The sequence below is a fragment of the Catenulispora sp. MAP12-49 genome (genome assembly GCF_041262705.1).
In the GTDB taxonomy this organism is placed as follows: domain Bacteria; phylum Actinomycetota; class Actinomycetes; order Streptomycetales; family Catenulisporaceae; genus Catenulispora.
The window spans coordinates 220,126-244,081 of sequence record NZ_JBGCCP010000010.1 but is presented as its reverse complement, the minus strand read 5'-3'; the positions used below and the strand labels follow the sequence as shown (position 1 = coordinate 244,081).

The following is a 23,956-nucleotide window of genomic DNA, read 5'->3' as shown; positions in this document are numbered from 1 at the left end:
TTGCACAACCATCCCGGACTGGGCGGTGTCAAGCCGCTGATACTGGGCCACAGCAACAGTGATCCGGCTTGATACCGCCCAGGCCGGGATGGTTCCCTCCGGGCGACGAAGCGGCGGGGAATCCGGGACAGAGGCGACCACAAGCAGCGTCCGCCGGCAGCCAGCGCGGCCCCCACTCCCCGGAGCGAGGCCGCTCGCCGCGCAGGCGCCGCCGGAGGCGCTCTTCAGGCTCTTGACCTTGCCCTTGACCTTCGCAGTTGCCCTTGCCCTTGGATTTTCGCAGTAGAGCCGCCCACCTACCCACACCACCGCCGCCCCGCGAAACCAGCGCCGCCCCCGAACCGCGCCACCAGCGGATCCCGTAAACCATGCGCGAAGCCGTCAAGAAACGCCTGTGACTGTCAGCCCACAAACAAACCGCAACCAGCCATACCCACCCAACCACGTCAGTCCGCACTCACCACCAACTGCCGCAGCCCCCTGATGGTCGTCGTCCGCCGTCGCCGCACCGGGCCGGCGAGCCGCAGTTTCGGCATGCGCTCCGCCAGCATCTGGATGGCGATGTTCAGCTCCATGCGGGCCAGGGGTTGCCCCACGCAGTAGTGGATGCCGCCGGAGAAGGCCAGGTGTTCGGCGGGGTTGGTGCGCTCGATGTCGAAGGTGTCCGGGTGGTCGTAGACCTCGGGGTCGCGGCCGGCGCCGCCGATCATGATGAAGACGGTTTGTCCTCGGCGGACGTGCCGCCCTTCGAGTTCGGCGTCCTCCAGGGCGATGCGGCTGGTGCCCTGGACCGGTGGGTCGTAGCGGAGTGCCTCCTTGACTGCTTGGGGGGCCAGGCGTTCGGGGTCCGCGCGGAGGGCTTCCCACTGTTCCGGGTTGCGCAGCAGGGCCAGGACGCAGTTGCCGATGATGTTGACCGTCGTCTCGAAGCCGGCGATCAGGAGCAGGAAGACCATCGGTTCCAGCTCGCCCGGCTGGAGCTGGTCGCCCTCGGCCGCCAGCAGGCGGCTGATCAGGTCGTCGGCCGGTTCGCGGCGGCGGAGCTCGAAGACCTTCTCGAACAGGGTGTGCAGCGCTGCCTGTGCGGCTTGGAAGCGTGCCGCTTGGCGCAGCGAGTTGACGCCGTCGAGTGCGCCGCCGACGACGGCGCCGTGTTCGGCGAACTCGCGGCTGTCGGCGTCGGGGATGCCGAGGAGTTCGGTGATGACGCTGATCGGGAGCGGCGCGGCGAAATCGGTGACGAGGTCGAAGCTGCCGCCGCGGGACGTCGCGCGGTCGAGGAGGTCCGCGACCGTGCTCTCGATGCGGTCGCGGAAGGCCGGGAGGGTCTTCGGGCTGAAGGCGGGCTGTGCCAGGCGGCGCAGTCTGGTGTGGTCCGGCGGGTTCATGCCGAGGAACGACAGGTCCAGGTACTCGTCCTGCATGACGCCGAACTTCCGGTCGCGCAGTACCGCGTTGCACACCCGGTGGCTCGCCGTGGACCAGTTGCCGCGCGCCGTCAGGTAGAGCGGCCCGTTCTGCTGCATCCGCCGGTAGATCGCGTACGGGTCCTGGCTGCCTTTGCGGGTGGCGAGCTGCGCCATCGGCTCGTGTCGTACGGAGGCCAGATAGTGGGTGAAGGCACGCTGTGTGTAGAGCGATGTGACGAATCCGGCTGTCTGCGTGAGCCTGCTCATGCCGACGCCTCCTGCACGCCCCGCGCACCCAGTCCGTGCAGCAGTGTTCTGAGCGCGAGATCAGGCGCGTCGAGCGGTGCCAGCTTTCCGTCGTGCACAGCCTCCGCCGCGGTGTAGACGAGCGCGTGCATGGTCTGCAGCAGCCACCAGTCGGGCGTGGACGCGGCGAGCAGGCCTTGCTTGCGCGCGCGATCCAGGACGGCCAGGCAGCGGTTCTCGACGTCGATGTAGCGCTGAATGAGTTCGTGATCACCGTCGAGGACGGGGTTGCGCCACAGGAACGCCAGCTGCGGCCCGCTCTCGATCATGGCGGCGAGCAACTCTCGCAGGCCCGGCTCCGTGCCGGGCTTGTCCGCGACCCGGTCGACCGCCTGCTCCCAGATGTCCGTGGCCCGCACGCCGACCGCGCGTACCAGCTCGTCCCTCGTCGCGTAGTGCTTGTGGAGCGTGGTGCGACTGATCCCGGCGGCCTCGGCCACCTCGGCGAGCGAGGCGCCCGGCTGCGCCAGGAGGACTTCGGCCACCACATCGAGCAGGGGCCGTTTCACGGCGCGGCGGGATCGGCTCAAGGCGCCAGACTGAACACTCATGTTCAGGACACTACGTCTCTGTGCGCGAGCTGGCAACAGAGTTCGAAGACGATCGCGTTTGTCAGGCCGAGGCGGACTCCCCGGAAGCGAGGCGCTCGTCGACGATGATCGGCGACGGGATCGGCCTGCGGCGCCTGCCGATCCGGGACTGGGCCACGGCCCACACCTGCCGCATCACCGACGCCGGCACCGCGATCGGCACATACGCCACCATCGCGACCAGGCTCGCGCCGGCCAGCCCGGCGTCGGAGTCGCCGGCGACGTGGTTCACCGCGATGGCCACGGCCACCACTGCCGCGCCGCCGAGGATGGGGCGCCACGTGACCGCCGCGATGCGCAGGGGATGGATGCCGACGGCGCGCAGCGTCAGGAGGTAGGCGGGAGCGATGAGGCCTGCCGCGACCACGATGTGGCCCGCGCCGACGCCGCTGATGCCGTTGCGGTGGGCGCCGATGTAGAGGGCGGGGATCAGGGCGGCGAGCCAGAGGGCCTGGACCGTCAAGAGTGCCCGGGAGCGGCCGGCGGCGACCATGAAGTCGTAGCAGAGCTCGAAGATGATCCGCAGCAGGCCCAGGATCGCCAGGTAGCGCAAGGCTCCCGCGGCGCCGGTCCACTGGTCGCCGTAGACCGAGCGGATGATCGGGCCCGGAAGAGCGGCGAGCAGTGCGCAGGCCGGGACCGAGGCGATCAACAGGGGAGACAGGCCGCCGGTGAAGCCGTCTGTGAGGGTCTGCTCGGAGACCGCCGCGCGGGAGAAACCGGCGAAGGAGACGCGGCGTGCGGTCTCGGAGATGGCGCGGACCGGCCAGCTCGACATCGTGAAGGCGACCCGGTACAGGCCCAGCGCCACCGGGCCGAGGGTGGCGCCGACCACCGCGCTGTCGGTGTTCATCGTCGCCAGGACGAACAGGCTGGCCCCGGCCAGGGGCGCGCCGTAGCGGACGAGTTCGCGCGCCACCGTGCGGTCCCAGCCGGGCCGCAGGTAGCCGGGCGCCGCGATGCCGCAGCCGATCAGGGCGACCATCACGCCGGCCACGCCGCCCCAGGCGAAGCTGGACGCGCCCCAGCCGCGGAACGCCAGCAGCAGGGTGAGGCCGGAGCTCACGGCGAAGGTCAGCAGGTCGATCGTCAGCCGCGCCCGCTGGCGGAACTCGCGCATCAGCACCGCGTTCGGGACGCAGGCGACGCCGTCGACGACCACCGCGAAGCACAGGATCCGGAGCACGCCGGTGGCGTCGGGGGAGCCGAGCATGACCGCGATGTCGTGCGCCAGGAACCACAGCCCGACGTACAGCACCGTGCTGGAGGCCGTGGCGAGGGTGACCACCGTCGGCGCGAACGAGCGCGGGTCGCGGTCCCAGCGCACCACGGCCAGGCTCACGCCCAGCTCGTTGAACGACAGCAGCACCGCCTGCGCGACGCCGCCGACCGCGTACAGCCCCCAGTCGCGCGGCGTCAGCGCGCCGCGGGCCAGGATCACGCCGGTGGCGAAGGTGCCGATGCGGATCAGCAGGGTGTTGATCATGCTCCACTTCGCGGCGGAGCGGACCCGGTCGCCGAGCGATTCCTCGGCGGGCAGCGAGGTGGCTTCCGAACCCGGCTCCGAACCCGGTTCCGAGCTGGGCTCCGAACCGGCGTCGGGGGCGGCTTGCGAATGGCTCATGGGGCACCTGCCTGGGCTCTGGCGGCGGCTTCCGACCTGGCGATGCCTAAATAAGCACCCGAACAGCCGAACAAGAGGAACAGCAATCCGCTGAGCATCGGGAAGCTCAGCGTGTCGAACGTGGCGCTGATGAAGAGCATCACCGCGAACGTCGCGGCGAAGCACTGGCCGAGGTCGCGGTACGGCTCGTCGACGCTCAGCTTGCGGCCGAGCCGGCCGGCGCGGATGCCGGTGAAGTAGATGATCAGGACCGCCAGGACGCCGACGATGCCGACCTCGACCAGGGCCAGCAGATAGTAGTTGTCGGTGTAGCGGTAGAGGCTCGGGATGAACGTGGACGGACCGCGGCCGAACCATGGTCGTGACTTGATATACGGCGTCACGCCCGCGTAGTCCTTCGTGCGGGCCTGCGAGCTGTTGTCGGAGTTGCCCGAGGCCGAGGAGAACAGCACCAGGATCGTGCCGAGCAGACCCGGGACGAGGACCCGGACGGCCGCGGCGCCGAACAGCGTCATCAGGTACGCCGGACGCCGGCGCTGCTTGGGCCACGAGGGCATCAGCGTCGCCAGCACCACGACCAGGCCGATGATCGCGGTGCGGGACACCGTCATCGGGAGGCTGATGATCATGGCGGTCACCGGGCCGTAGCGGCGCAGCATCTGCCGCAGCCCCGGGCCCCACTTCGAGGCGTCGCCGGCCTGCTGGAGCGCGAAGGGCAGGTGGACCGCGATCACCGCGCCGAACTCCAGCGGCTGGGTGGTGGTGGCCTGCGCGCGCAGGTGGCCGCCGCGGGCCCCGGTGGCGGCCGGGTCGCTGTTGGTGGCCAGGCCCGGGATGACGACGTGCTCGGTGAACTGCCAGCCGGAGAAGAACTCGAAGATGCCGATCACGGCCACGATCGTGCCGAGCAGGACCAGCCGGCGCAGCAGCGTCTCCAGGCGGTCCCGGTCGGTGATCCCCGCGGAGGCCACGACCACCAGGCCGCACCAGATCAGCAGCAGGATCAGGGCCCGGTCGGCGGCCTGCGTCTCCAGCGGGCTGGCCGAGCGGCCCGACAGGGTGATGTAGGAGATGGTGAACGCGGTGGCCAGGACGCACATCGCCTTGCGGACCGAGCTGGATCCCGGGTCGAGGCTGAACCGGCCGGTGAGGCGTCCGGCCAGGAACCACAGGAAGGCCACGACCGAGAAGACGGTCGCTGGAGCACCGAGTGCGCCGAGGTTGGCCACGGTCTGGGTGGCCGGGATCAGCATCACCAGGAAGGCGTAGACGGTCAGGATCGAGGCCGCGTCCCAGCGGGCGGGTTTCGCGTGCAGGGCGGCGGGGTCGCGGTGCCGGGACAGGGCGGGGAGGCGGCTGCGGCCGGCGGATTCGTCGGAGACGGTACCGGTGCCGGTGGACGAGCCGCCCGCAGTCCGGCGGCGGAGGCGCGGGGGTGCCGGGGCGCTCACTTCTCGGCGCCCTCTCAGCGCGAGCCCGGATCGCGATCGGTGATCGCGAGGTGTTCGAGCGGGAGCGGCTCGATGTCGATCCACGGCTCGGTCTCGTCCTCGTGCTCGCCCTCGAAGTCGCCGTCGAACTCGGCGTCGCGGTAGTGCGGCAGCTGCGCGGAGGAGGACAGGGCGGGGGTGCGGCGGGCCAAGGTGCCGTTGCCACTGCTGATGCCGTTGGCGCCGGCGACGCCCGATGCCGCGCCTGATCCCGCGCCAGCGCCAGCGCCCGATCCCGAGCCCGAGCGCGAGCCACCGGAACGGCGGCGGGACTGGCCGGAGCGCTCGCGGGCCCGGCGCAGCGCCATGGCCTCGCTGCCGAACACGGACAGGAACAGGATCGCCAGCCCGAACACGCCGGCCCCGGCCACGTCCTCGAACTTCGACTTCATCGACGTCGTCGGCTTCTGCGGCGGGACCACGACCACCGCGCGGATCAGCGTCGAGGCCGGGAGCGAGGAGTTGGCACTGGTCTGGATCACCGCGAGCTGGCTCATCGCGTACTGGTCGAAGGTCTGCAGCTCGGTCACGACCTGGTTCGGGTTCTTGCCGGTCATGGTCATGGTGAGGAACGGCCCCGAGGCGTTCGGCGCGAGCTCGGCGGAGAAGGCGTCGGTGACGCCCTTGGTCGCCAGGTCGGTCGCCGTCTGGTCCGAGCTCAGGCGGCGCGCCAGGAAGTCGGCCATCGGTGTCAGGGAGCTGTTGAACGCCAGGAACGGGTTGCCGGTGCCCTGGTCGGCGCTGGAACCCGCGGGCGAGTTCAGCAGGCTGATGGTGGAGGTGGTCTGGTACTTCGAGGAGATCATCGTCCACGCCGCAGCAGGCAGCGCTATGGCTACCAGGAGTGCGGGGATGGACACGTACCATCGCCGCAGCATGACGCGCAGCATCGTGCCGAGATCCATGGTCCCCCCACGTTTCGCGTTCGGCCTCGCGCGCCGGGCCCAAAGACGAAACCCGACGGTGGTCAATGATAGGGCCGTATCAGATCACTGGGAAGGAAACGGACGACCTCGGCCGTGTGGGGATGTCCCCCCACTTTCGGGGTTCCCGCGCTGGGCCGCGCCCTGCATCATCGATGGGGCGGCACGGGCACCCGCGGCAGGGCGCCCGGCCAAGCGGATGGGGGACGGCTGTGAGGGCGCGGGAGGAACTCTTGGCGTCGTCGGGCCGGCGGAACGCCGGCCCGACGCGCGCGATACGACGGCGCGCGCGGGCCTGGTGGCTGGCGGCCCCGATCCTGGCCGTGACGATGGTCGGCGGCTACTTCGCGACGCACCCGGCGCCCCGCTTCCGCGCGCAGGCCGTGGTCGAGGTGGAGGCGCCCTCGGTCGAGCAGGCCAAGGACAATCCGAACCCGTACGCGGACCAGAAGGCGTCGCTGGCGGCGACCGCGGCACTGATCGCCGAAGGCCTGTCGAGCGATTCGAGCGCGGCGCAGCTGCACGCGCAGGGGATGTCCGCCGGGTACTCGCTGACGCCGCGCAACAGCGGGACGACACAGGAGCCTTACTACTGGCTGCCGCGCCTGGACATCTCGGCGGACGGACCGAGCGTGCCGGCGGCGGCGGCGTCGCTGCGGATCCTGCTGGGCGCGCTGAACGCGGATCTGGACGACCTGCAGAACCGCGTCGGGGTCGACGCGAACGACAGGGTCCGGACCCAGCTGCTGGTGCAGCCGTCGACGACCGTGGTGCCGGTGCGCAAGACCCGCGCGCTGGCAGGGGTCCTGCTGATCGGCGGCGGGGCGGCGGCGCTGATTCCGGGGTGGGCCCGGCGGGAGGCGGAGCGGCGGCGGAATCGCGGCAGACTGCCGGCGATCACAGCCGGGGGCGGGCCGGGCGAACCTCTGGCGGCGGACGAAGAGGATGAAGAGGGCGAAGTGGTGGACGCGACCGGTTGGTACTAGCGCCGCGTCGGGAAACCCTTGCCCAGCCTGACGTAGAGCGTTGGTCGATCTTCTTGGTTGACGCGGGGACCGCCGGATGGACCATGCTTGGCGCGTGACGGGTGCTGACGAGACTGCGGTGTCCGAGAGCTCTGGCATCGCCGTGACCACCAAGAGGCCAATGCGGCTCCTGGCCGGCGGTTCTGCCGCTCTTGTGCTGGGGTTTTCAAGCGTATTGCTATGGCTGTCGGGCAGTGTCCATGCGCGAGTCACCTCTCCGCAGCCCGGAGACGGGGGAGACACCTGGCGGCAGGACCGCAAGGAGTTCACCACCGGCGTCTTGATCAAGAACGACGGGTGGAGTGCGCTGCGCATCGTCGGTGTGGGCCGGGACGAGCCCGGACTGCGTCTCCTGGCGAGCGATGACTCTGGTATCACGCACCCTTTCTCGAAGCCTTCCGCTTCCGTGCCCTTCACGCTCCAGCCCGGGGAAACAGTCGCTGTGACGATTGCGTATCAGGTCACGGACTGTGCGGCCGTAGGCGTGGGGAAGCTCCCCATCCCGATACGGATCGAACGGACGTGGGGAACGGAGACCGCCAGCGTGACGCACTCGATGTATCAGGAGGGGAATGATATTTTGATCTTGGACTATCGGGGCGCGGATGCCGTCGAGTGGCAGCGGGCTTTGGCCGACAAGGTATGCGGGGCGGATCGATTCTCTGACGCGCCAGGCGACGTCCGGCCTGGCGACGGTGGCGCGTAGGCGCCGAATGCGCCCGGACCGAGTCCCCTACTCCCCGAACAACTCCTCCAGCGCGCGCTCGACCACCTCGGCGTCCGGGGTCGGGCACGTCCACCCGGCCGCCTCCATCGCGGCCAGGAAGTCCGGTTCCGGCGCGAAGCCGTATTCGGCGAGGTAGTAGGCGAGCGCGTCGTTCCAGACCCAGGTGCCGTCGGTGCGGAAGTTCATCGGCACCACCTCGCCGCGCTTCGGCTCGACGAAGTCGGGCTCGGTCGCGGTGGTCATCAGCAGCGCCGTGCCCGCCGCGAGGTAGGCCAGAGGCCGGTCGCGCTCGGCCGGGGACAGGCGCGGGTGGGTCGGGAGGTAGAACGGGACGCCGTCGTCGGCTCCGTCGAAGACTTTGGCGATGCGTGTCGTGGGCGGCATGGGTCGTCGTTGTTCCTATTCCGGTTGCGGTGCCGGCATCCAGCTGAGGATGGTCGGCCAGTAATGGTCCATGATCACCGATATCGCCTCGCTCAGGGGAGGGGCCGCGGGGCGCAGTTCCCTGTCCGGGTGGTCCAGGAGGGCCTGGATCGCGGCTCGGGCGGCCGAGCCCTCGGGGAGTTCGCCGCGCAGCTGCGTCAGGGAGGTGCGCAGGGCGGGGCCCACCTTGGACTTCTCCCGCACGATCAGCTTCAGCGGCATGGGGGCGTCGTGGCCGGCCAGGCTCTGCAGGACCACGGCCTTCTTGCTGAAGTCCAGGCGCTCGCCGGCGTTCAGGTACAGGCCGGCGAACAGCGCGTCGCGGGCGGCCGGGGTCAGGGCGTCCGGGTTCGGGTCGAAGCGGCTCGCGGTCCAGTCCAGCGAGCCCATCAGCTCGGCGCGGTCCTCGTCCGGGACCTCGAGGTCCGCCAGGCGGTTGTCGACGAAGGCGCGGAAGCGCGCGTAGGTCACGTCCGTGGTCACCTCCGTCGGCTCCGGGTCCGGCGGCGGGTCGGTGTGGTGGTTCTGGGTGCCGAGCCAGGCCGGCAGCGCGATCGCGCGCTGGCGGTTCGCGGCCGGGCGGAAGTGGATGTTGGCCGGGGCGACGAACCCGTTGCCGGTCATCGTCGTGCCGGCCAGGTGGCGGTTGTCGTGGACCAGCGCCAGGAACGTCCGCACCTCCCCGGGATCCTGGGTCGCCAGCTTGGTGAACAGAGCCGGCATCGCCTTGTCGATGGTGAGGTGCTGGTTGCCGAAGCGCGTCACGGCACCGTCCCGCACGATGTCGCCGGTGAAGTGGCCCAGCATCAGCGACGTGTTGTGGAACAGCATGCGCTGGTTGCCGTTCGGCTTGACCTGTGCGGGCGCAGGGTTGGCGGCATCGGTGAGGGACAGCCTGTCGTCGGGGTCGAAGCCCTGGGCGTCCCCGAACTGGGCCACGTGCGCGGCGGTGAGCCGGGTCGATCCCAGATGCGGTTGCCCGTCGACCAGCGTCACCCGCCGGGCGAACGGGGAGCTGCCGGCGTAGACCCAGACGTGTTCGTCGTTCTGGAGCCGCGTCGTGAGGGTCGCCAGGGCTTCCTCAGGGGTCGGTGCCTCCAGGGTGAAGGCGACGGGATCGAGCGGTACCGGGCCGGTGTCGGGGCTGGTGTCGGGGCCGGAATCATGGTCCGGCTCCGGGGAAAGCTGATGCAGGGCTTGGCGGATGTCGTCGCGACCGGGCGGCACATGCGCGGCCAGCTTCTCGACGGTCTTGTCGTCCAGCAGCGCCGACAGATCGTCCCGCGTCTTGTTCATGTGCTGGTCGATCAGGTGCCGCTCGAAGAGCGTGTCGCCGGTGGCCAGGACGCCGGCCAGCGCGCGCAGCGGTTCGTGCGCCTCCTCGGGCCAGGTCTTGATCTCGTCCTCGGTGCGCGGCAGCGTCCGGGTGAGCAGCGTCAGCGCGGACGTGCGCGGCAGCTTCCGCCCGGGCGCGAGCTCCAGCTCGACCTTCCCGTCCGGCGAGAACCGCCGCCAGGCGCCGGTCTCAGGCTCCTTGCGCTTCGGGGTCGGCCGCGGGACGCCGTTGGCGTCGTACTTGTACAGGTTCTCCGAGACGTACGTGTTGCCGTTCCGGTCGGCCCACGCCTTGTCGTTCGGCGCGATGACGTCCACGCCCAACTCCTTGGCGAGCTCGTGCGCGTATCCGTGGTCGTCCATGCCGGTGTAGCAGGAGAACAGCCGGACCGGCCGCTGGTTCTGGGACCAGCTCTTGTCCGCGCGGACGAGGGCGGCCATCTCCTTGACCGACAGGTGTCCGCTGCCGACGTGGGTGGAGCCGGGCGAACCGTGCAGCGCGACGGTGAAGTAGCGCCGGTCGGGACCGGCCTTCATGGCGTCGATGGCCGGCTTCAGGTGCTTGTCCGAGTCGTGCTTGATGTTCCGGATCCACAGGACGTCGTCGGTGCCCTCGGTGAAGCCCTTCTGGAAGTGCTCGACCCACGCGGTGCGGGTCGCGTCGTCCGCGAAGTCGTGCCCGATGTGGACCTGGAACGCGCCGGTGTCGCGGCGCAGCCGCAGCTCGACGATCGAGACCCGGGCGTAGGCCTGGCCGGTGGCGTTGTACAGGTCGGTGTGCTCGAACCGCTGCTGCTGCGCCGGCGGCAGCGCATCGGTGAACCGCTCGACGGCGGCGTGCAGGTCGTTGACGGCGGCCAGGTGCCCGAGGTCGTCGGTCTGCCGCGCCACGGCCGCGGCCTTGTCGGCGACGTCCTGGTAGCCGGCGTGGGCGCGGAACTCGTCGTACCTCGGCTTGGTCATGTTCGCCAGCGCGTCGCCGACGAGTTTGACGTCGTCCTGGTGCTGCTTGATGGTGGCGAAGGGCATCGCGTCACCGACCGCCTCGCGCAGCTCGTCGAGGGTGTCGGGGATGTAGATCGGGAACAGCGTCTCCGACAGCCGGCGCAACTGGTCGTGCGGCAGGCCCACCGCGTCGGCGACCTGCCGGACGTGCGCGCCGGTCACCTGGTGCCAGGGCAGTGCCGTGCCGGTGGCCCACAGGCCGATCTTCTCCAGGTTTTGTTCCGCGTCCAGCGGCAGGTCGGTGGGATGTTGGGCCCAGTCGCCGTAGACCGCCAGGACCCCGTCGCCGTAGCCCGCGAGCGCTGCGTCATCGGGATGCACGTCGAAGTCGTCGAGGGTGCCCTCGTGGAACTTGATCTCGTAGGGGGCGGCCTCGCCGGTGTGGACCGCGACGAAGTCGGAACCGTCGAGCAGCCGCCGTCCGGCGTCGCTGATCTGGACGGAGCCGTCCTCGTGCTGCTCGCCGAGCTGGTGGCCGATCTCGGCGGCGTTGGTGCCGGCCTCGCGGATGTTCATGCCGACCATGTCCCGGCGCAGGGTCAGGCGGAGCATGACCTTGTCGAAACGGTCGTTGTAGACGGCGGCGCTCTCACTCTCGGGGGCGGTGTAGAGGCCGCGTCCGAGGTGGATCCAGCCGACCTTGTTCCGCGGCTCGATGCGGCCGTTGAGGTGGGCCACGGCGGTGCGGATGTCGACGAGGCGGTAGACGGTGGTGCCGGCCGGGATGGTGTGGACGGTGACCGAGTCGTCGCCGGGATGGGTGAAGGGGGCGACGAGCGGGGCGACGGAGGCGTGGGTGGGGGTGGTGGGTGCGGCGGGTTCCTGATCGCGGATCTCTTGGACGGCGTGCAGCACATGATCGCGCGACATCAGGCCGGGGACGCGCTCCAGGAGAGCTGCCTCCGGAACGGTGCCGGGCGACAGACTTATGCGCATGACGAGCCGGCGGAAGTCCTCGGGCGAGGTGTCGCGCGCGAGGTTCTCCAGCTGAGTCAGCTCTTCGGGAGTGAACAGTCTGAGTTCTTCGCGAGTCGCGTCGTCGAGCGGGATCGCGTCAAGGGCGGGTTCTTCGTGCGTCGGGTCGTGCGGAGGATTCGGTGCCTGGTCTTCGTGCGGTGAGTCATGCGCCGGCTCGTGCGGCGGCGCGACGGGAGCGACCGGCGCGACCGGCGCCGGCTCCGGATCCCCCCGCAGCTCCCGGATCTTCGCCGTCGGCACCCCGAGCGCCTCCGCCCCCGCCGCGTCCACGTGCACCAGCACGTCGACCGTCGTGGTGCTCGGCTCGCCGCCGCGTCCGAAGTCGAGCTTCAGCTCGATCGGCACGTGCACCGCGAACAGGCCGCCGGGTTGCCGGTCCCAGCGCGGGCGGGTCTCGGTGCTGTGCGTCTCGCTGGTCTTCTCGCGCTCCTCGACGGAGCGGCCCAGGCCCGCGCGGCCGCCGACGGTCACGCCGTGCGGGGTGACGCCGGTGGCCGAGATCTGGCCCTTGGTCTCCTGCTTCGTGCTGTCGGAGTGCTCGGTCGTGGTGCCGACGTCGCGGTGGCTGAAGGACTCGCGTTCGGTGCCGCTCTTGAGGAACGCCACGCTCTTCGGCGCCTTCAGCGTGCCCTCGACCAGGACGCCGCGCTTCATCATGAGCGTGCGGCCGCCGAGGTCCACGCCGCGGAACTCGGCGCCGCCGGGCTTGAGCACGTCGTGCAGCGAGGCGCCGAAGCTGCCCTTGCTGAGCACCGCCGCGTCCAGGGGCGCGTGCCGCTGCTCGGTGCCGCCGGCCTCGCGGAACAGAGTGCTGATCTTCTCCTGGCCGTGCCAGTCGAGGGCGACTGCGGTGTCCGGAAGCTTCGGCCGGGCCGCGGGTGCGTTCTCGGGCGTGTCGTGGGTGTCGAGGGCGTGCGTCGTGCGTTCGAAGACGCGCACTTCGCTCACGTAGCTGCCGCCGACCGACTTCTGCAGCGCCTCGGGCGGACGGTCGCCGAAGTGCAGGTTCCACAGCGGATGCGAGATCCGGGTGATCGTGTACGTGTACTCGACGTCCTGGCGGTACTCGTCCACGGAGTCGCCCGAGTAGCGCAGGCCTTCGGACTCGATGTCGCGCCGGGCCCTGGTCTGGACGTCGGCCGAGCCCCCGGAGCGGGTGTGCGTGGCGGTGGCGGTCACGGCCGGGGTGTCGACGCCGAAGGTCGCGGCGCCCGAGGTGGTCTTCGAGCTGCCGGTGCGCTCGCTGGACGTCGCCACGTCGGCGTTGTAGCTCTTCGTGCCGCCGCTGGTGTTGGTGTCGTGCAGCACCGGGCGGCCGACGGTCTTGGCCTGGATGCGCAGCTCGTAGCGGCCGCCGCCGGCGGTGACGATCGGGTGCGTCAGGCCGCCGTCACTCAGCTTCCTGATCTGCGAGGCCAGCGTCGGGGTCTGGAGCAGGTCGCGGACCTGCTCGTTCAGGTCGCGGTCGCCGAAGGCCGCGCCGGCCTTGGCCGTCGCCTCCAGGCCGAGGCCGCCGTCCGGGTGCGCGCCGACCGGGCCGAACAGCATCCCGGCCTTCAGCGCCTGGGACGGATCGCCCTCGCCCGGCGCCGTGAAGCCCTCGAAGACCTTCTCGGCACTGTCCCCGGGGAACTCGTAGAGGTCCTGCCGGCCGTGCAGCTCGCTGAGCGGCACCATGACCAGCGTCTCGCCGACCGTCTCGATCGGCTCGACCGGCCTGCCGGCGTCGTTGCCCTTGTCGTTGCCCTCGCTGATGCTGACGCCGGTGACCCGGTGCCGCACCTGGGTGCGGACCAGCGCCATCTGCACCGTCTTGGCGGTCATCAGCCGCGAGGTGTTCTCGCCGCGTCCGGTGTTCGAGCCCCGCGACGTGTCGCGCGAGTGGCTGACCGTGGCGCCGCCGGTGAGGTCGTCGCCCTTGCCGCCGCCGAAGCCGGAGCCGCCCTTGCCCGCACGGACCTCCAGGTCGTGGTCCACCGCGGTGCCGGCCTCGCCGTGGCCCTCGACGTAGACCGCCATCGTCTTCAGGACCTGCGGCCGGCCGGTCGGCGTGACGTCCCAGTGCACGCCCGGCGCGACCCGCACGCCGCCGCCGGACAGCAGCGGCAGCTCCGCGGCGAACCGGCCGGTGCCGAACTCGTGGGCCAGACCGGGGTTCCTCTTCGCGATCTCGGTGCGCAGCGCGTCCATCCCGCCGCCGGTGACGGCCATGTGGATGGGCGTCGTGGCCAGCGGCGAGTGCTCGTGCGGCGCCAGCGGACGCACCGGCAGCGGCTTGCCGAGCCCGGCCGTGGCCTTGACCAGGTCCGAGGAGACCCACAGGTGCAGGCCGCCGTCGACCTCGCCCTCGAGCGGCTTCTCGGGGTGCTCCAGCTTCCAGCCCAGCTTGCCGCCGACGTCGAACAGCGTGCTGCCGCTGAGGCTGCGCGTGTACTGCCGCACGCCGCCGGACACCGTGGAGCGCGCCGCCTTCGTCTCGCGGCCGCTGATCGTGGCGGTGAACAGGCCGTTGTTCTTGCCCAGGCCCAGCGAGGTGCTCAGCGACAGGTCCTGCTGCCTGGAGCTGCGGATCCTCGAGGTCTGCGAAGCCTGGTGGACCGAGATCGGCATCAGCTTGTCGTCGCGGCCCAGGGAGGTGGCCTCCTCGGGCTTCAGATCCCCCAGGGACAGCCGCAGCGGCACGTCTTTGCCATCGATCCGGAGCTTGACCGTCACGCCCTCGCCGGTCAGCGCGTCGGCGCGCTGGACGAGGCCGGGGCCGGAGACCGCCGAGACGATGCGGCGCCAGTTCTCGTGCTTCTCGTCGGCGCCGTGCAGGAAGGAGCCGGCCGGATCGGCGCGGAACAGCGCGGCCAGATCGCCGGACGCCTCCTCCGGCAGGTGGTCGGCCAGCTTGGCCGTGAGGTCCCGGTAGAGCCCGTCCAGGTTCGAGAGCTTCTTGACCTGGCCCAGCGGCAGCCCTTCGGAGGACATCAGGTGCGGGTCGAGGCTGGCGGCGTCCTCGGCGGCGGGCTTGCGCTCCGGCGTCCCGTCCGGGCTGATCAGCCGCGCGTGGTCGTCGGTGCGCAGCCGGATCCAGGCGGTGGCGTCCGGCACGCTGAAGTGCTCGGTCTGGTCCTCGCCGATGGCGACGTGCAGATCGAGCTGCGACTCCATCCGGTAGGAGGCGTTGGTGTCCTCGGCGCGCACCGTGCGGGTCACCGTGAACGCTGATTCCAGGCTCGCGTTCTCGGTCCGCGTGCTCGCGCCGTTCACGCCGAGGGTGGCGGTGCTGTCGTGGGACTTCCCGCCGCCGGTCAGGCTGCCCGGCAGGCCGCCGCCGCGACCGGTGCTGACGCCCTGCTTCACGGTGTGCCGGGCGACGGTGTCCATCTTCAGGCCGGAGCGGGACTCGCTCACCTGGGTCAGGGTCCTGGGGATCGCGTGGGCGCCGAGGGTGATCGGCACGCTGTCGCCCTCGCGGCCCTTGGCCGTGATCGAGGTGGTCAGCCCGGCCCGGCGCAGCGGGTCCGTGGTGTGCAGACTCGCCACGTTGTGCGGGGAGGAGAGCTCGGCGAAGTAGCCGTCCACGGCCGCCCGGGCCTTGTCGTCGAGGACCAGGCCCTTGTCGTGCAGATCGGTGAGGAAGGAGTGCTTCAGCTCGTCGCCGTAGCCGGTCCGCTCGGCGAGCAGATGGTCGATCGAGGGGTCGTCGAGCGCGCGGGTGACGGCGTGCGGCTCCTTGTCGAAGCCCTCGGTGGCGGTCAGGTGCTCCTGGATCCGCAGCTCGACGGTGTGGGCCGGGGCGTCGGCCGGCGGCACGTCCTGCGCCCAGCGGCCGGTCGCGGTATCGGTGACCTCGATGTGCACCTGGGTCTGGATGGTGTGCCGCGCGGTACTGTCCGACGGGTCGAGATAGATGTCGCCGCCGAAGGCCTCCGAGGAGGTCAGCTCCCGGCTGCGGATGCGCGAGGCGCCGGCGTTCGCGGCGAGGGTCAGCGGGCCGAAGCCGGCCTTGACGCCGCCGTCCACGGTCAGCGTGCGGCTGGTGCCGAGGCTGGCGCCGCCGTCGTCGCCGGTGCGGAACATCCGGCTCTCGTTCTTGGCGGTGGCCTTCGACTCCTCGACGCGCTCCGGGCCGCCCTTGAGCAGGGCCTTGAGATGGACGTCGTAAGCGTGGCCGTCGCGGGTCACGCGCAGCGTCAGGCCGCGGTCGGCCATCGCGCCGAAGCCCTCGCGCAGCTCGATCGGCAGCCCGACCTCGAAGTGCAGCGGGCCGCGGCCGGGGATCAGGGCCCGCAGGCGGGTCTCGATCTGCTCGTGGCCGCCGAAGTCGGTCGGGGTGAACAGTCCGGGCAGCTTCTTGGCGTGGGCGCGGGAGGCCTCGACGTCCGCGTGCGGCAGGCTGTGGCCCAGCGGCGGTCGCGGGTCTGCGGCGCCGTTGAGCCGACCGTGCATCGGTCCGGCGAGGAAGTCGGGGTTCTGATACCGGCCGTCGCCGGACCCGGCGGCGGTGATCAGCCGCCGGAAGGAGTCGGTGTCGCTGCCGCTCTCGCCGGCGCGCGGACGCAGACGGTTGCCGAGCTGCCGGTAGAACGCCTCCGGGTCGCTCTGGCCGCGCCGGTCGTAGGACGAGTGCGCGAGCTTGGCGACCTGCATGGCGCGGCGCATGTTCCGCACGGTGCCGGCATCGGGGTTCGCCGGCGCGTGCTCGCCGAAGGCGTGGTAGTAGACCAGAGCCGCGTCGCGCTCGATGGCGTGCCGGTCGGACCACGGGACGTAGGCCTCGTAGCGGACCCGCGACCACGGCGCGCGGACGAAGTCGCCGTCGTCGTGGAACAGGGCGCCGTCCAGCGAGCTCAGGCTGCCGGGCTTGCGGGCCCGCGTCGCCGCCGCCGCGAGGGTCGCCACGCCGGTCTTGAGGTCGTGTTCGGGGCCGAGGAGCTGGTGGACGATGTCGGTGAAGTCGGAGAGCTGCGGTTCCCGGCGCGGGTCGCTGAAGGCCGGAAACTTCTTGAGGTTCAGCGCGGCGAGCTTCTTGATGCCCTCGGGCGGGACGAGGTGACCGGCCTCGGTGGGCGAGGTCCGCTCACCGAGGCCGGCGGACAGGGCCCGGGCCTGGTCGTCGGTGATCTCGGTGCGGGGCTGCGGGGGAGCGGCCGTGCGCGTCGGCCGTGCCGCCGGAACACGCGCTTCCTCGTGGGTATCGAGATGCCGCGCCATGGCCGAGGCCGACAGGCGCTCGTTCGGATGCGCCGCGTGGAACTCGCCGATGTTCGTGCTGAGCCGCCGCACGAATTCGAGCTCGGTCTCGCCTTCCGCGATATTGCGGTGCAGGCCGAGCTGACGGCCGAGGCTCTCGATGTCGGAGTAGCGGAGCGGACGTTCCAGAGCGGCGGAATGCGCGGGAAGCACCTCGCGGTGGGCCTCGGCCGTCGACCACAGGGCACTGAGCTCCGCGCCGGGATGGTCGGCGTCGGGATGGAAACCGATGCCGTCGGCGACCGTGAGGACGTCGGTCCAGGTGCGGGCTTCGCGTTCGGTCGGCGCCCGGTCCGCCGTGAAGGACCGCGGGACTCCGCTGACTTGGGTGTCGCGGGCCTTCTGGTACTCCAGGTGAGTACGCCAGGCGTGCTGGTCGACCGGACCGAGGGTCTTGAGCGCGGTGTATTCATCGCTGAGCCGCTGGATGTGCTCAGGGGTGGCCGTCGCGTCGGGACCGAAGCGGTGCCGGATGACGTCCTGGACATGGGCCGGCCTGACGGTGCCGCTGCCACGGTCGGCGCGCGCCAGCATCATCAGGCTGTGCGCCTGGCGGATCGACGCGGTGTCGGAGGGCGCGGTGTCCGGGAACAGCGCACGGTGGACGGCCGACAGCTGGTGCGCCGTGACCGGATCGACCGACAGGCCGGCGCTCATCGCGTGCGCGGTGACCGGGTCGTAGACGTACGCCGTGGCCGGTCCGGAAGGCGTCTCGCCGTGATCCGGGCGGTTCCGCGCCTTGGAGAGGGAGAGAGCGTCGAGGGCCTGCTTCACCTCGGTGCCCTCCGGCGCGTGCCGGGCCATCCACTCGATGGTGTCGGGGGTGAGCACCTTGTCGAGCGTGTCGCGGGCCGACTCGGAGACGTCGAACGCCTTCTCGCTGTCCCCGCCGCTCTGGCCCATCAGGTGCCGCCAGTCGCCCACGATCTTCCGGGTGACCGGATCGGAGCCGGCCAGGGCGTCGCCGAAGGGGCCGGCGATGGCGCGGCTCAGGACGGTCAGCGCGGGCTTGCGGCCGAGGTCCGCGGTGTCCAGGCGGATCGGGCTCCGGCCGTCGCTGCCGTCCGGGCCCGCGGTGCGCGGCGAGAACACGCGGTACGCGCCGTCGGACTCCTTGACCGGCCGGTAGGTGCCGTCGGGGCGTCGGACCAGCGCGCTGGCGTAGGGTTTGCCGCCGGGCCGGCCCCACACGGTCGTGTTCGGGGCCTTGACCTCGACGCCGAGCAGGTCGGCGAGCTGCTGGGCGAAGCCCTCGTCGTGCTCGCCGGTGTTGCAGGCGATCAGCCGGATCGGGCGCGGGTCGTCGTTCCACTCCGGGGTGTGCCGGAGCAGGTTGGCCATGTCGTGCGCGCTGAGGGTGGTCTTGCCCACGCGGACCTGCTCGGGCGAGCCGTGCATGGTGACCGAGAAGTGCCCCGGGTCGGCCAGCATCGTGGTGGACGCGTGGCGGGTCGCCATGTCGTCGGGGGAGTGCGGATCGCGGATCCAGATGCCGCTGCCGTCGGGGCGCGCCTCGACGTACTCGGCGCGGAACCGGTCGGCCTCGGCGGCGTCGTGGAACGCGGGCAGGTCGTGCGCGTCGACCTCCGGGTCCGGGCCGTAGGCGCGCAGCTCGTCGGACAGGTGGCGGTGGAAGCGCGAGCCCTGGATCGAGGCGCGCACTTCCGCCGGCTCCAGCTGGGCGATGTTGGCGTGCAACTGCCGCAGGAGCTCCTGGCGCTGCGGGTGCTCGGTGGCGGTCCCGGAGCGCGTGATCAGGTCGCGGAACTGCGCCGGCGGCAGGTGCTCGACCAGCGGACCGAGCTCGTCGAACTCGCGCCCGGTCTGCACGGCGTCCTCGTGGAACTGCTTCAGGGTCGCGCGCGGTTCGCTGTGCCCGGTGCCGTAGTGCGGGTCCGTCGAGGTCGAGGCCGAGGCCTGATGACCGGACAGGTTGGTACCGGCGCCCAGGTGGTGGCCCTGGCCGGAGGAGGTGCCGGCCGGCGGCTCGTCCGGGCGGTTCCGGGCGTTCTGCGCCAGCTGCTCAGGGGTGATCTTGCCGGAGACCCGGCTCAGATCGTTGGCCCGCTCGGCCATCCGGCGGGTCCAGGTCACGCGGTCCGTGGTGCTCGCGGGAGCGTGATGCACATCGGTGAGCCAGTTGCGGAACCCGTCCAGGTCCTCCAGGGTCAGAGGCTTGGTGGAGGCGACGCGGTCTGGAGAGTTGTAGTAGAGCCCGATCAGCTTCCACAAGCCGCGCTGTTGACCGTGGGACAGGTTGCCGCCGAGCTTCTCGCCCAGCGCCAGCACGTCCACGGCACGGTCCCAGCGCCGGACGTTGTCGTCCGCTGTGAGGGTTTTGAAGAACCGGCGTTTCGGCGGCTCGGAGCTCAGGCGGGTGGCGAGCTCTTCGGGTTTCGTACCGGTCGGGACCGCCTTCGCGTACGCGAGGTGGCGCCGGTAGGCGTCCTGGGTGGGTTGGCCGCGGCGCATGAAGTGGCGGTGGTCGTCCAGAAGGGCTTTTAGGTGCGTGTCCTTGTCGTAGTTGCCCTCGTTCCCGAAACGGGCCTCGACGAGGTCGCGCAGGGCCTTGTGCGCCCACAGCGGATCGGAGTGGTCGCCGCGGGGTGAGGTGACGTGCAGTAGTTCGAGGACTTTGGTGGTCTGTTCGATCTCTGACCCGTCCAGGAGGGAGTCGTCGTTGAACAGGCCCTTGTGGAGGTGGTAGACGTCGCGGGCGTCCTCGATGGAGAGGTGTCCGAACTCCGCGTTCTCCATGTCCTGATGCAGCCACCTGTCTTCAGGCGGCTTCGTGTCGAATCCGGCCGCGCTGTGCAGGGTGGCCTCTGGGAACAAGCCGCTGTCGTTCAGGTAGTCCTTGACCGAGCGCGGGACCGATTGGTTGAGCAGGAGCGGGTCCTTGCTCCTCTGCGAGTTCGCGAACCGGCCCGACACGACGATGTCAGGCTTCGGATGCTCTCCGTGCGGCCAGGTCTCGTTCATGGTGTGCAGGACCGCGTGCCAGATCTGCTCCTGGTGTCCCGGCGCGGCCTCGGCGATCACGTCCATCACCGACGGCAGGTGGAGCACGCCTTCGCGGCTGGCCGCCTCGCGGTGCAGGATCGTGACGGCCGCCCTGACAACCTTCTCAGGGTCCGGATGTGCCTGGGGAGGGCCCGCCGGGGCGTGCGGATTCGGGACCCACGCGGACGCCGAGCCCGTGTCGAGATCCGCCTTGTCGATGCCCCTGAGCCACTTGCTTCCGGTGTTCGGCTCGGCGGGGTCCCTGACCGCGGCGGCCAGCTTGGCGAACAACCAGGGCGTCGGGCCGGTGCGGTTGATGACCTCGGCGCGGACGTTGCGGTGGGAGAGCAGGGACGGACGCGTGAGGTCGCGCCAGGTCTGCATCTGGTTGTCCCTGCCCTGGGCGCCCTTCTCGGCCAGGACGTCGTTCAGGGAGAGTGCGTAGCGCTGTTTGAGGGTCGCGCGGTACTGCTCCACGATCCGGTTGCCGGCGGGGGCGATGAAGGCCGAGTTGTTCTCGGCGCCGTCCAGCCGGGACAGGGCGAACTGTCCGTGCCCGGTGTCGGCCTCGACCTCGCCGATCAGGGTGGCGAGATGCCCGGTGGCCCGGTTGTCGCCGTCGGTGTAGAAGCCGCCGAAGCGGTGCATGATGTCCAGGCGCAGCAGGTCGCTGGCGGTGGCGTAGCTGTACTTGGTGCCGCGGCCGCGTTCGGTGGCGATCTCGGCGTGCAGCTCGGCCCGGTCGTCGCCGGCGAAGACCTCGTCGATGCCGGCGAGCCTGATGTTGTGCGTTCCTGCCCAGTCCAGCATCTGCTGGATCCGCTGCTCGCGTTCTGATGGTTCGTCGCCGGGAGCAAGCCGCCGCAGTGCGTCGATCTCGTGGCGCGGGACGTCGGTCCACAGCACCGAGGTCAGGCCGGTGGTGGCGGCGTTGTCCCGCATCGTGTCCAGGAAACTCCGGTGGGCGGCGTCGCCGGTGTGCAGCGGGCCGCCGAGCCAGATGCTGTGCAGGACGCGCGGGATCTGCGGCGGGTCGTGCTGGGCTCCGGGCCCGCTGAACAGATCGGTGAGGTCGTGCGGGGGGCCGTCGGTCCGGGCCAGGTCGATGCCCGCGAAGAAGCGGTCCAGGTTCTCCTGCGGCAGGTCGTCCAGCCGCCGGCCGCCCAGGAAGTCGGGCTTGGTGGGGACCTGCCGGACTCCCATGACGTCCGGGCCGCCGACGTTCTCGAAGCCGTCCAGCGGCCGGTCCGGGGCGCCGCGGGTGTAGCCGGCGTCCCGCATCAGGTCTCTGACGTCCTGGGCCGGTTCCCGCGGGACGTCCGGATGCGGGGTGGTGGGGGCCATGAGGCCGTGGTCGTTCGGATCGTGCGCGCCGCCGGCCAGCCGGTGCAGGGCGTTGCCGGCCGAGCCGTCGGGGCGGCGGGTGAGGGCGCCGTGGCCGCCGCGCGAGGACACCGGGACGCGGCCGCGGGCTCGCCGGCTGCCACCGCTTCCGGTGGTGCTGTGCGACTTCGGGGCGTCGCCGGTGTGGGATGTCTCGGATGTCTTTGTTGTCTTTGTGCCGCGCGGCTTCTCGCCGGTGCCGTCGCCTTCGCTGTGCCGCGAGGGCCTGGCGCGGTCACCGGGCAGCGGATGCGGGGTGCGCTTGTTCAGCTTGCCCAGCGGCTTGGTCTGTGTTCCTTTCGAATTCGCCGGACGCAGCGCGCGGTAGTGGTTGCGGCCGTCCTCGGTGCTGACGCGGTGGATGTAGACGCGCTTGGAGGAGTCGCCGTTCAGGTGGAACGCGGGCTTGTCGTCGCTGACCACCACCACGTCCAGGCCCAGGGTGTGCGCGACGGCCTGGAGCATCTCGCCGCCGAGCGGGGTCTCGGCCAGCGTGCGTTCGCGGATCGCGTAGTCGAGGAGGTCTCGGTGCTGGGGGACATCTCCGCCGGCATCGACCTTCGCCTTCGCGTAGGCGGCGAGCTGGGCCATGCCCTTGTCGCCGTCGGAGCTGTAGTGGTCCTCCAGCGCTGACAGGACTGTCGCAGGATTCTGTTCCAGGCGGCGGGAGAGTTCCTGGACGGGATCGGCGATCTTGCGTTCCGGGAAGCCGGTGAAGTCGCGGTCCATGGTGTGCGGCGTCGCGGAGCCGGCCAGGTCCAGCGCGTCGATGTGCGAGCTCGATGATGCCTTCGGCGACCCGATGCGGTCCAGGATGGTGCGCGCGCCGTCGGGGGAGAGCTCGCCTAGCAGGACGGCGGAGCCGGGGCGCGTGTCAGTGCTCTGGGACGTCACCTGGTCGGCGATCCGGTTGCGGAACTCGCGCATGCCGCCGTCGGTCGACAGGTCCAGGCCCTCGGCGTGGATGCTCTTCTTGGTCACGCCCTGGCTCAGGGCCGAGTCGGCCAGCGAGGCGACGGTGCAGTCGCCTTCGCCCGCGACCTCCTTGGACACGAACTTCGTGCCGCCGCTGCCGAGCGCGATGCGGGCCTCGGGCGGCTCCCCGCCGGTGATCGAGTCGCCGACGGTCTGGCGCGGGTCGTAGACCGAGCCGAGGTGCTCCACGGTGCCGTCCGGGCGGACCATGCGGAAGCCGGAGCCGCCGTCGGTGCCGGGGACGCGGATCGAGCCGTGCGGGCCGGTCTCGACGGCGCCGTGCGGGACGACGATGTCCACACCCTTGTCGGCGGCCAGGGTGCGGATGCCGTCCAGCTGGGCCGGGGGGACGTTCTCGAGCACCGTGAAGCGCGGCTTGGGGGCGCCTTCGGGGTGGTTCTCCAGCGTCTTGTCGATGACCGAGCCGAGGCGCTCGTTCAGGGGCGGGGTGCCCTCGGGGTGCGTGACCTCCGGGTCGCCGTACCAGACGGTCTTGCTGCCGTCGGTGGAGCCGGGTTGGCGGCGGACGTTGAACGAGAAGTCGTTGGTGCCGGTCTTGTTGTCCTCATAGGCGCTGTTGGGGCGGACCCAGCTGTCGCCGTTGAGGAAGTCCTCGTTCATGTGGAATTCGTCGAAGGGCTTCACCTTGACGCCGGGGCTGTGGTGCAGGCCGCCCATGGCCGCGCCGAGGGCCGCGCCCTGCAGCAGGCTCAGGCCGTCGATCGGCTGGCCGTTGATGCCGTCCATGATCAGCGAGGTCACGGTGTTGTTGGCGACCTGGGTGGCCATGTTGGCCCACTTGGGCGGGGCCCAGACCAGCTTGGAGGCGTCGGTGACGTCGTTCTCGGCGGCCTTGAAGAACTTCGGCGCGGCCTTCATCAGGGCCCCGCTGAGCGCGCCGTCCACGGCGCCGCCGATGGCGCCCATCTCGACGGTGTTCAGCGACAGGTTGCCGTCGAAGCCGGCGCGGTCGCGCTTGATCAGGACCTGGTAGCCCTGAACCGCGAGGTCCCCGGCCTCCATCATCGCGGTGTTGGTGACGACCTTCTCGACCATCTGCGTCAGCAGCTTGGGCACGGTGGTGCGGACGGCCGCGACGCCGGCCTCGGCGATGGCCATCGTGGCGCCGAAGGTCTCCGGCGCGTTGGCGATGGCCTCGACGATCATCGGCGCCATGATCGCCATGTTGATGACCGCGGTGCCCTTGCTGTACTCGGCCTGCAGCGCCGCGTCGTGGATCTCCACGGCCATCGCCCGCGCGCCGACGGACATGCCGGGCATGCCGTTGTTGACGACGTCGCGCAGGTTGTCCGTGTACTGCGACATCGCCGGCCCGGAGTTGGACAGGTTGGCCAGCCGGACGGTGTCCACCATGTTGGAGTTGACCGAGTCGATCTTGTCGCTGAACCCGCCGACCTGCTCGCCGAACCGGGCGATCTTGTCCTCGTCGGCGTCGGGCCATTCGGAGCCGGTCAGCTTGAAGAGCCAGCGCAGCGGCTCGGGGAGGTCGATACCCATC

9 protein-coding genes are annotated in these 23,956 nt (G+C 70.9%); 2 read left to right on the top strand and 7 right to left on the bottom strand.

The annotated features are described in order from the left end of the window. Positions 1 to 446: 446 nt before the first annotated feature. From ABIA35_RS20665 to ABIA35_RS20645, 5 genes are all read right to left on the bottom strand, one after another. A complete protein-coding gene (locus ABIA35_RS20665) occupies positions 447 to 1,676 on the bottom strand; it encodes a cytochrome P450 (protein WP_370358927.1) in 1,230 nt (409 codons plus the stop codon). Continuing rightward, positions 1,673 to 2,266, bottom strand: a complete 594-nt coding sequence (locus ABIA35_RS20660; RefSeq protein WP_370336044.1) for a TetR/AcrR family transcriptional regulator — start codon at positions 2,264 to 2,266, stop codon at positions 1,673 to 1,675. Before ABIA35_RS20660 ends, ABIA35_RS20665 begins: the two co-directional genes overlap by 4 nt. Positions 2,267 to 2,327: 61 nt before the next feature. Then, positions 2,328 to 3,929 carry an oligosaccharide flippase family protein gene (locus tag ABIA35_RS20655; protein WP_370358926.1) on the bottom strand — a complete coding sequence of 534 codons (1,602 nt, stop codon included), beginning with the start codon at positions 3,927 to 3,929 and terminating at the stop codon, positions 2,328 to 2,330. Then, complete coding sequence (locus ABIA35_RS20650) at positions 3,926 to 5,380, bottom strand: O-antigen ligase family protein (RefSeq protein WP_370336040.1); 1,455 nt, start codon at positions 5,378 to 5,380, stop codon at positions 3,926 to 3,928. The genes ABIA35_RS20655 and ABIA35_RS20650 overlap by 4 nt, the downstream gene beginning before the upstream one ends. A 14-nt stretch (positions 5,381 to 5,394) precedes the next feature. After that, entirely contained in the window at positions 5,395 to 6,324 is a 930-nt protein-coding gene (locus tag ABIA35_RS20645; protein ID WP_370336038.1) for a hypothetical protein, read from the bottom strand. A 251-nt stretch (positions 6,325 to 6,575) separates the two neighbouring features. Here ABIA35_RS20645 and ABIA35_RS20640 point away from each other — a divergent pair, with 251 nt between their 5' ends. Together ABIA35_RS20640 and ABIA35_RS20635 are read left to right on the top strand one after the other, a co-directional pair. Beyond that, entirely contained in the window at positions 6,576 to 7,328 is a 753-nt protein-coding gene (locus ABIA35_RS20640; RefSeq protein WP_370336036.1) for a hypothetical protein, read from the top strand. A 94-nt stretch (positions 7,329 to 7,422) separates the two neighbouring features. Beyond that, entirely contained in the window at positions 7,423 to 8,073 is a 651-nt protein-coding gene (locus ABIA35_RS20635) for a hypothetical protein (RefSeq protein WP_370358925.1), read from the top strand. A 27-nt stretch (positions 8,074 to 8,100) separates the two neighbouring features. Here the strand turns inward: ABIA35_RS20635 and ABIA35_RS20630 are convergent, their stop codons facing one another. Together ABIA35_RS20630 and ABIA35_RS20625 are read right to left on the bottom strand one after the other, a co-directional pair. Beyond that, positions 8,101 to 8,478, bottom strand: coding sequence for a hypothetical protein (locus tag ABIA35_RS20630; RefSeq protein ID WP_370336032.1), 378 nt, complete (start codon positions 8,476 to 8,478; stop codon positions 8,101 to 8,103). 15 nt (positions 8,479 to 8,493) lie between these two features. Next, the gene (locus ABIA35_RS20625) at positions 8,494 to 23,955 is read right to left on the bottom strand and encodes a hypothetical protein (protein WP_370358924.1); all 15,462 of its coding nucleotides are present in this window, start codon (positions 23,953 to 23,955) and stop codon (positions 8,494 to 8,496) included. Position 23,956 lies beyond the last annotated feature (1 nt).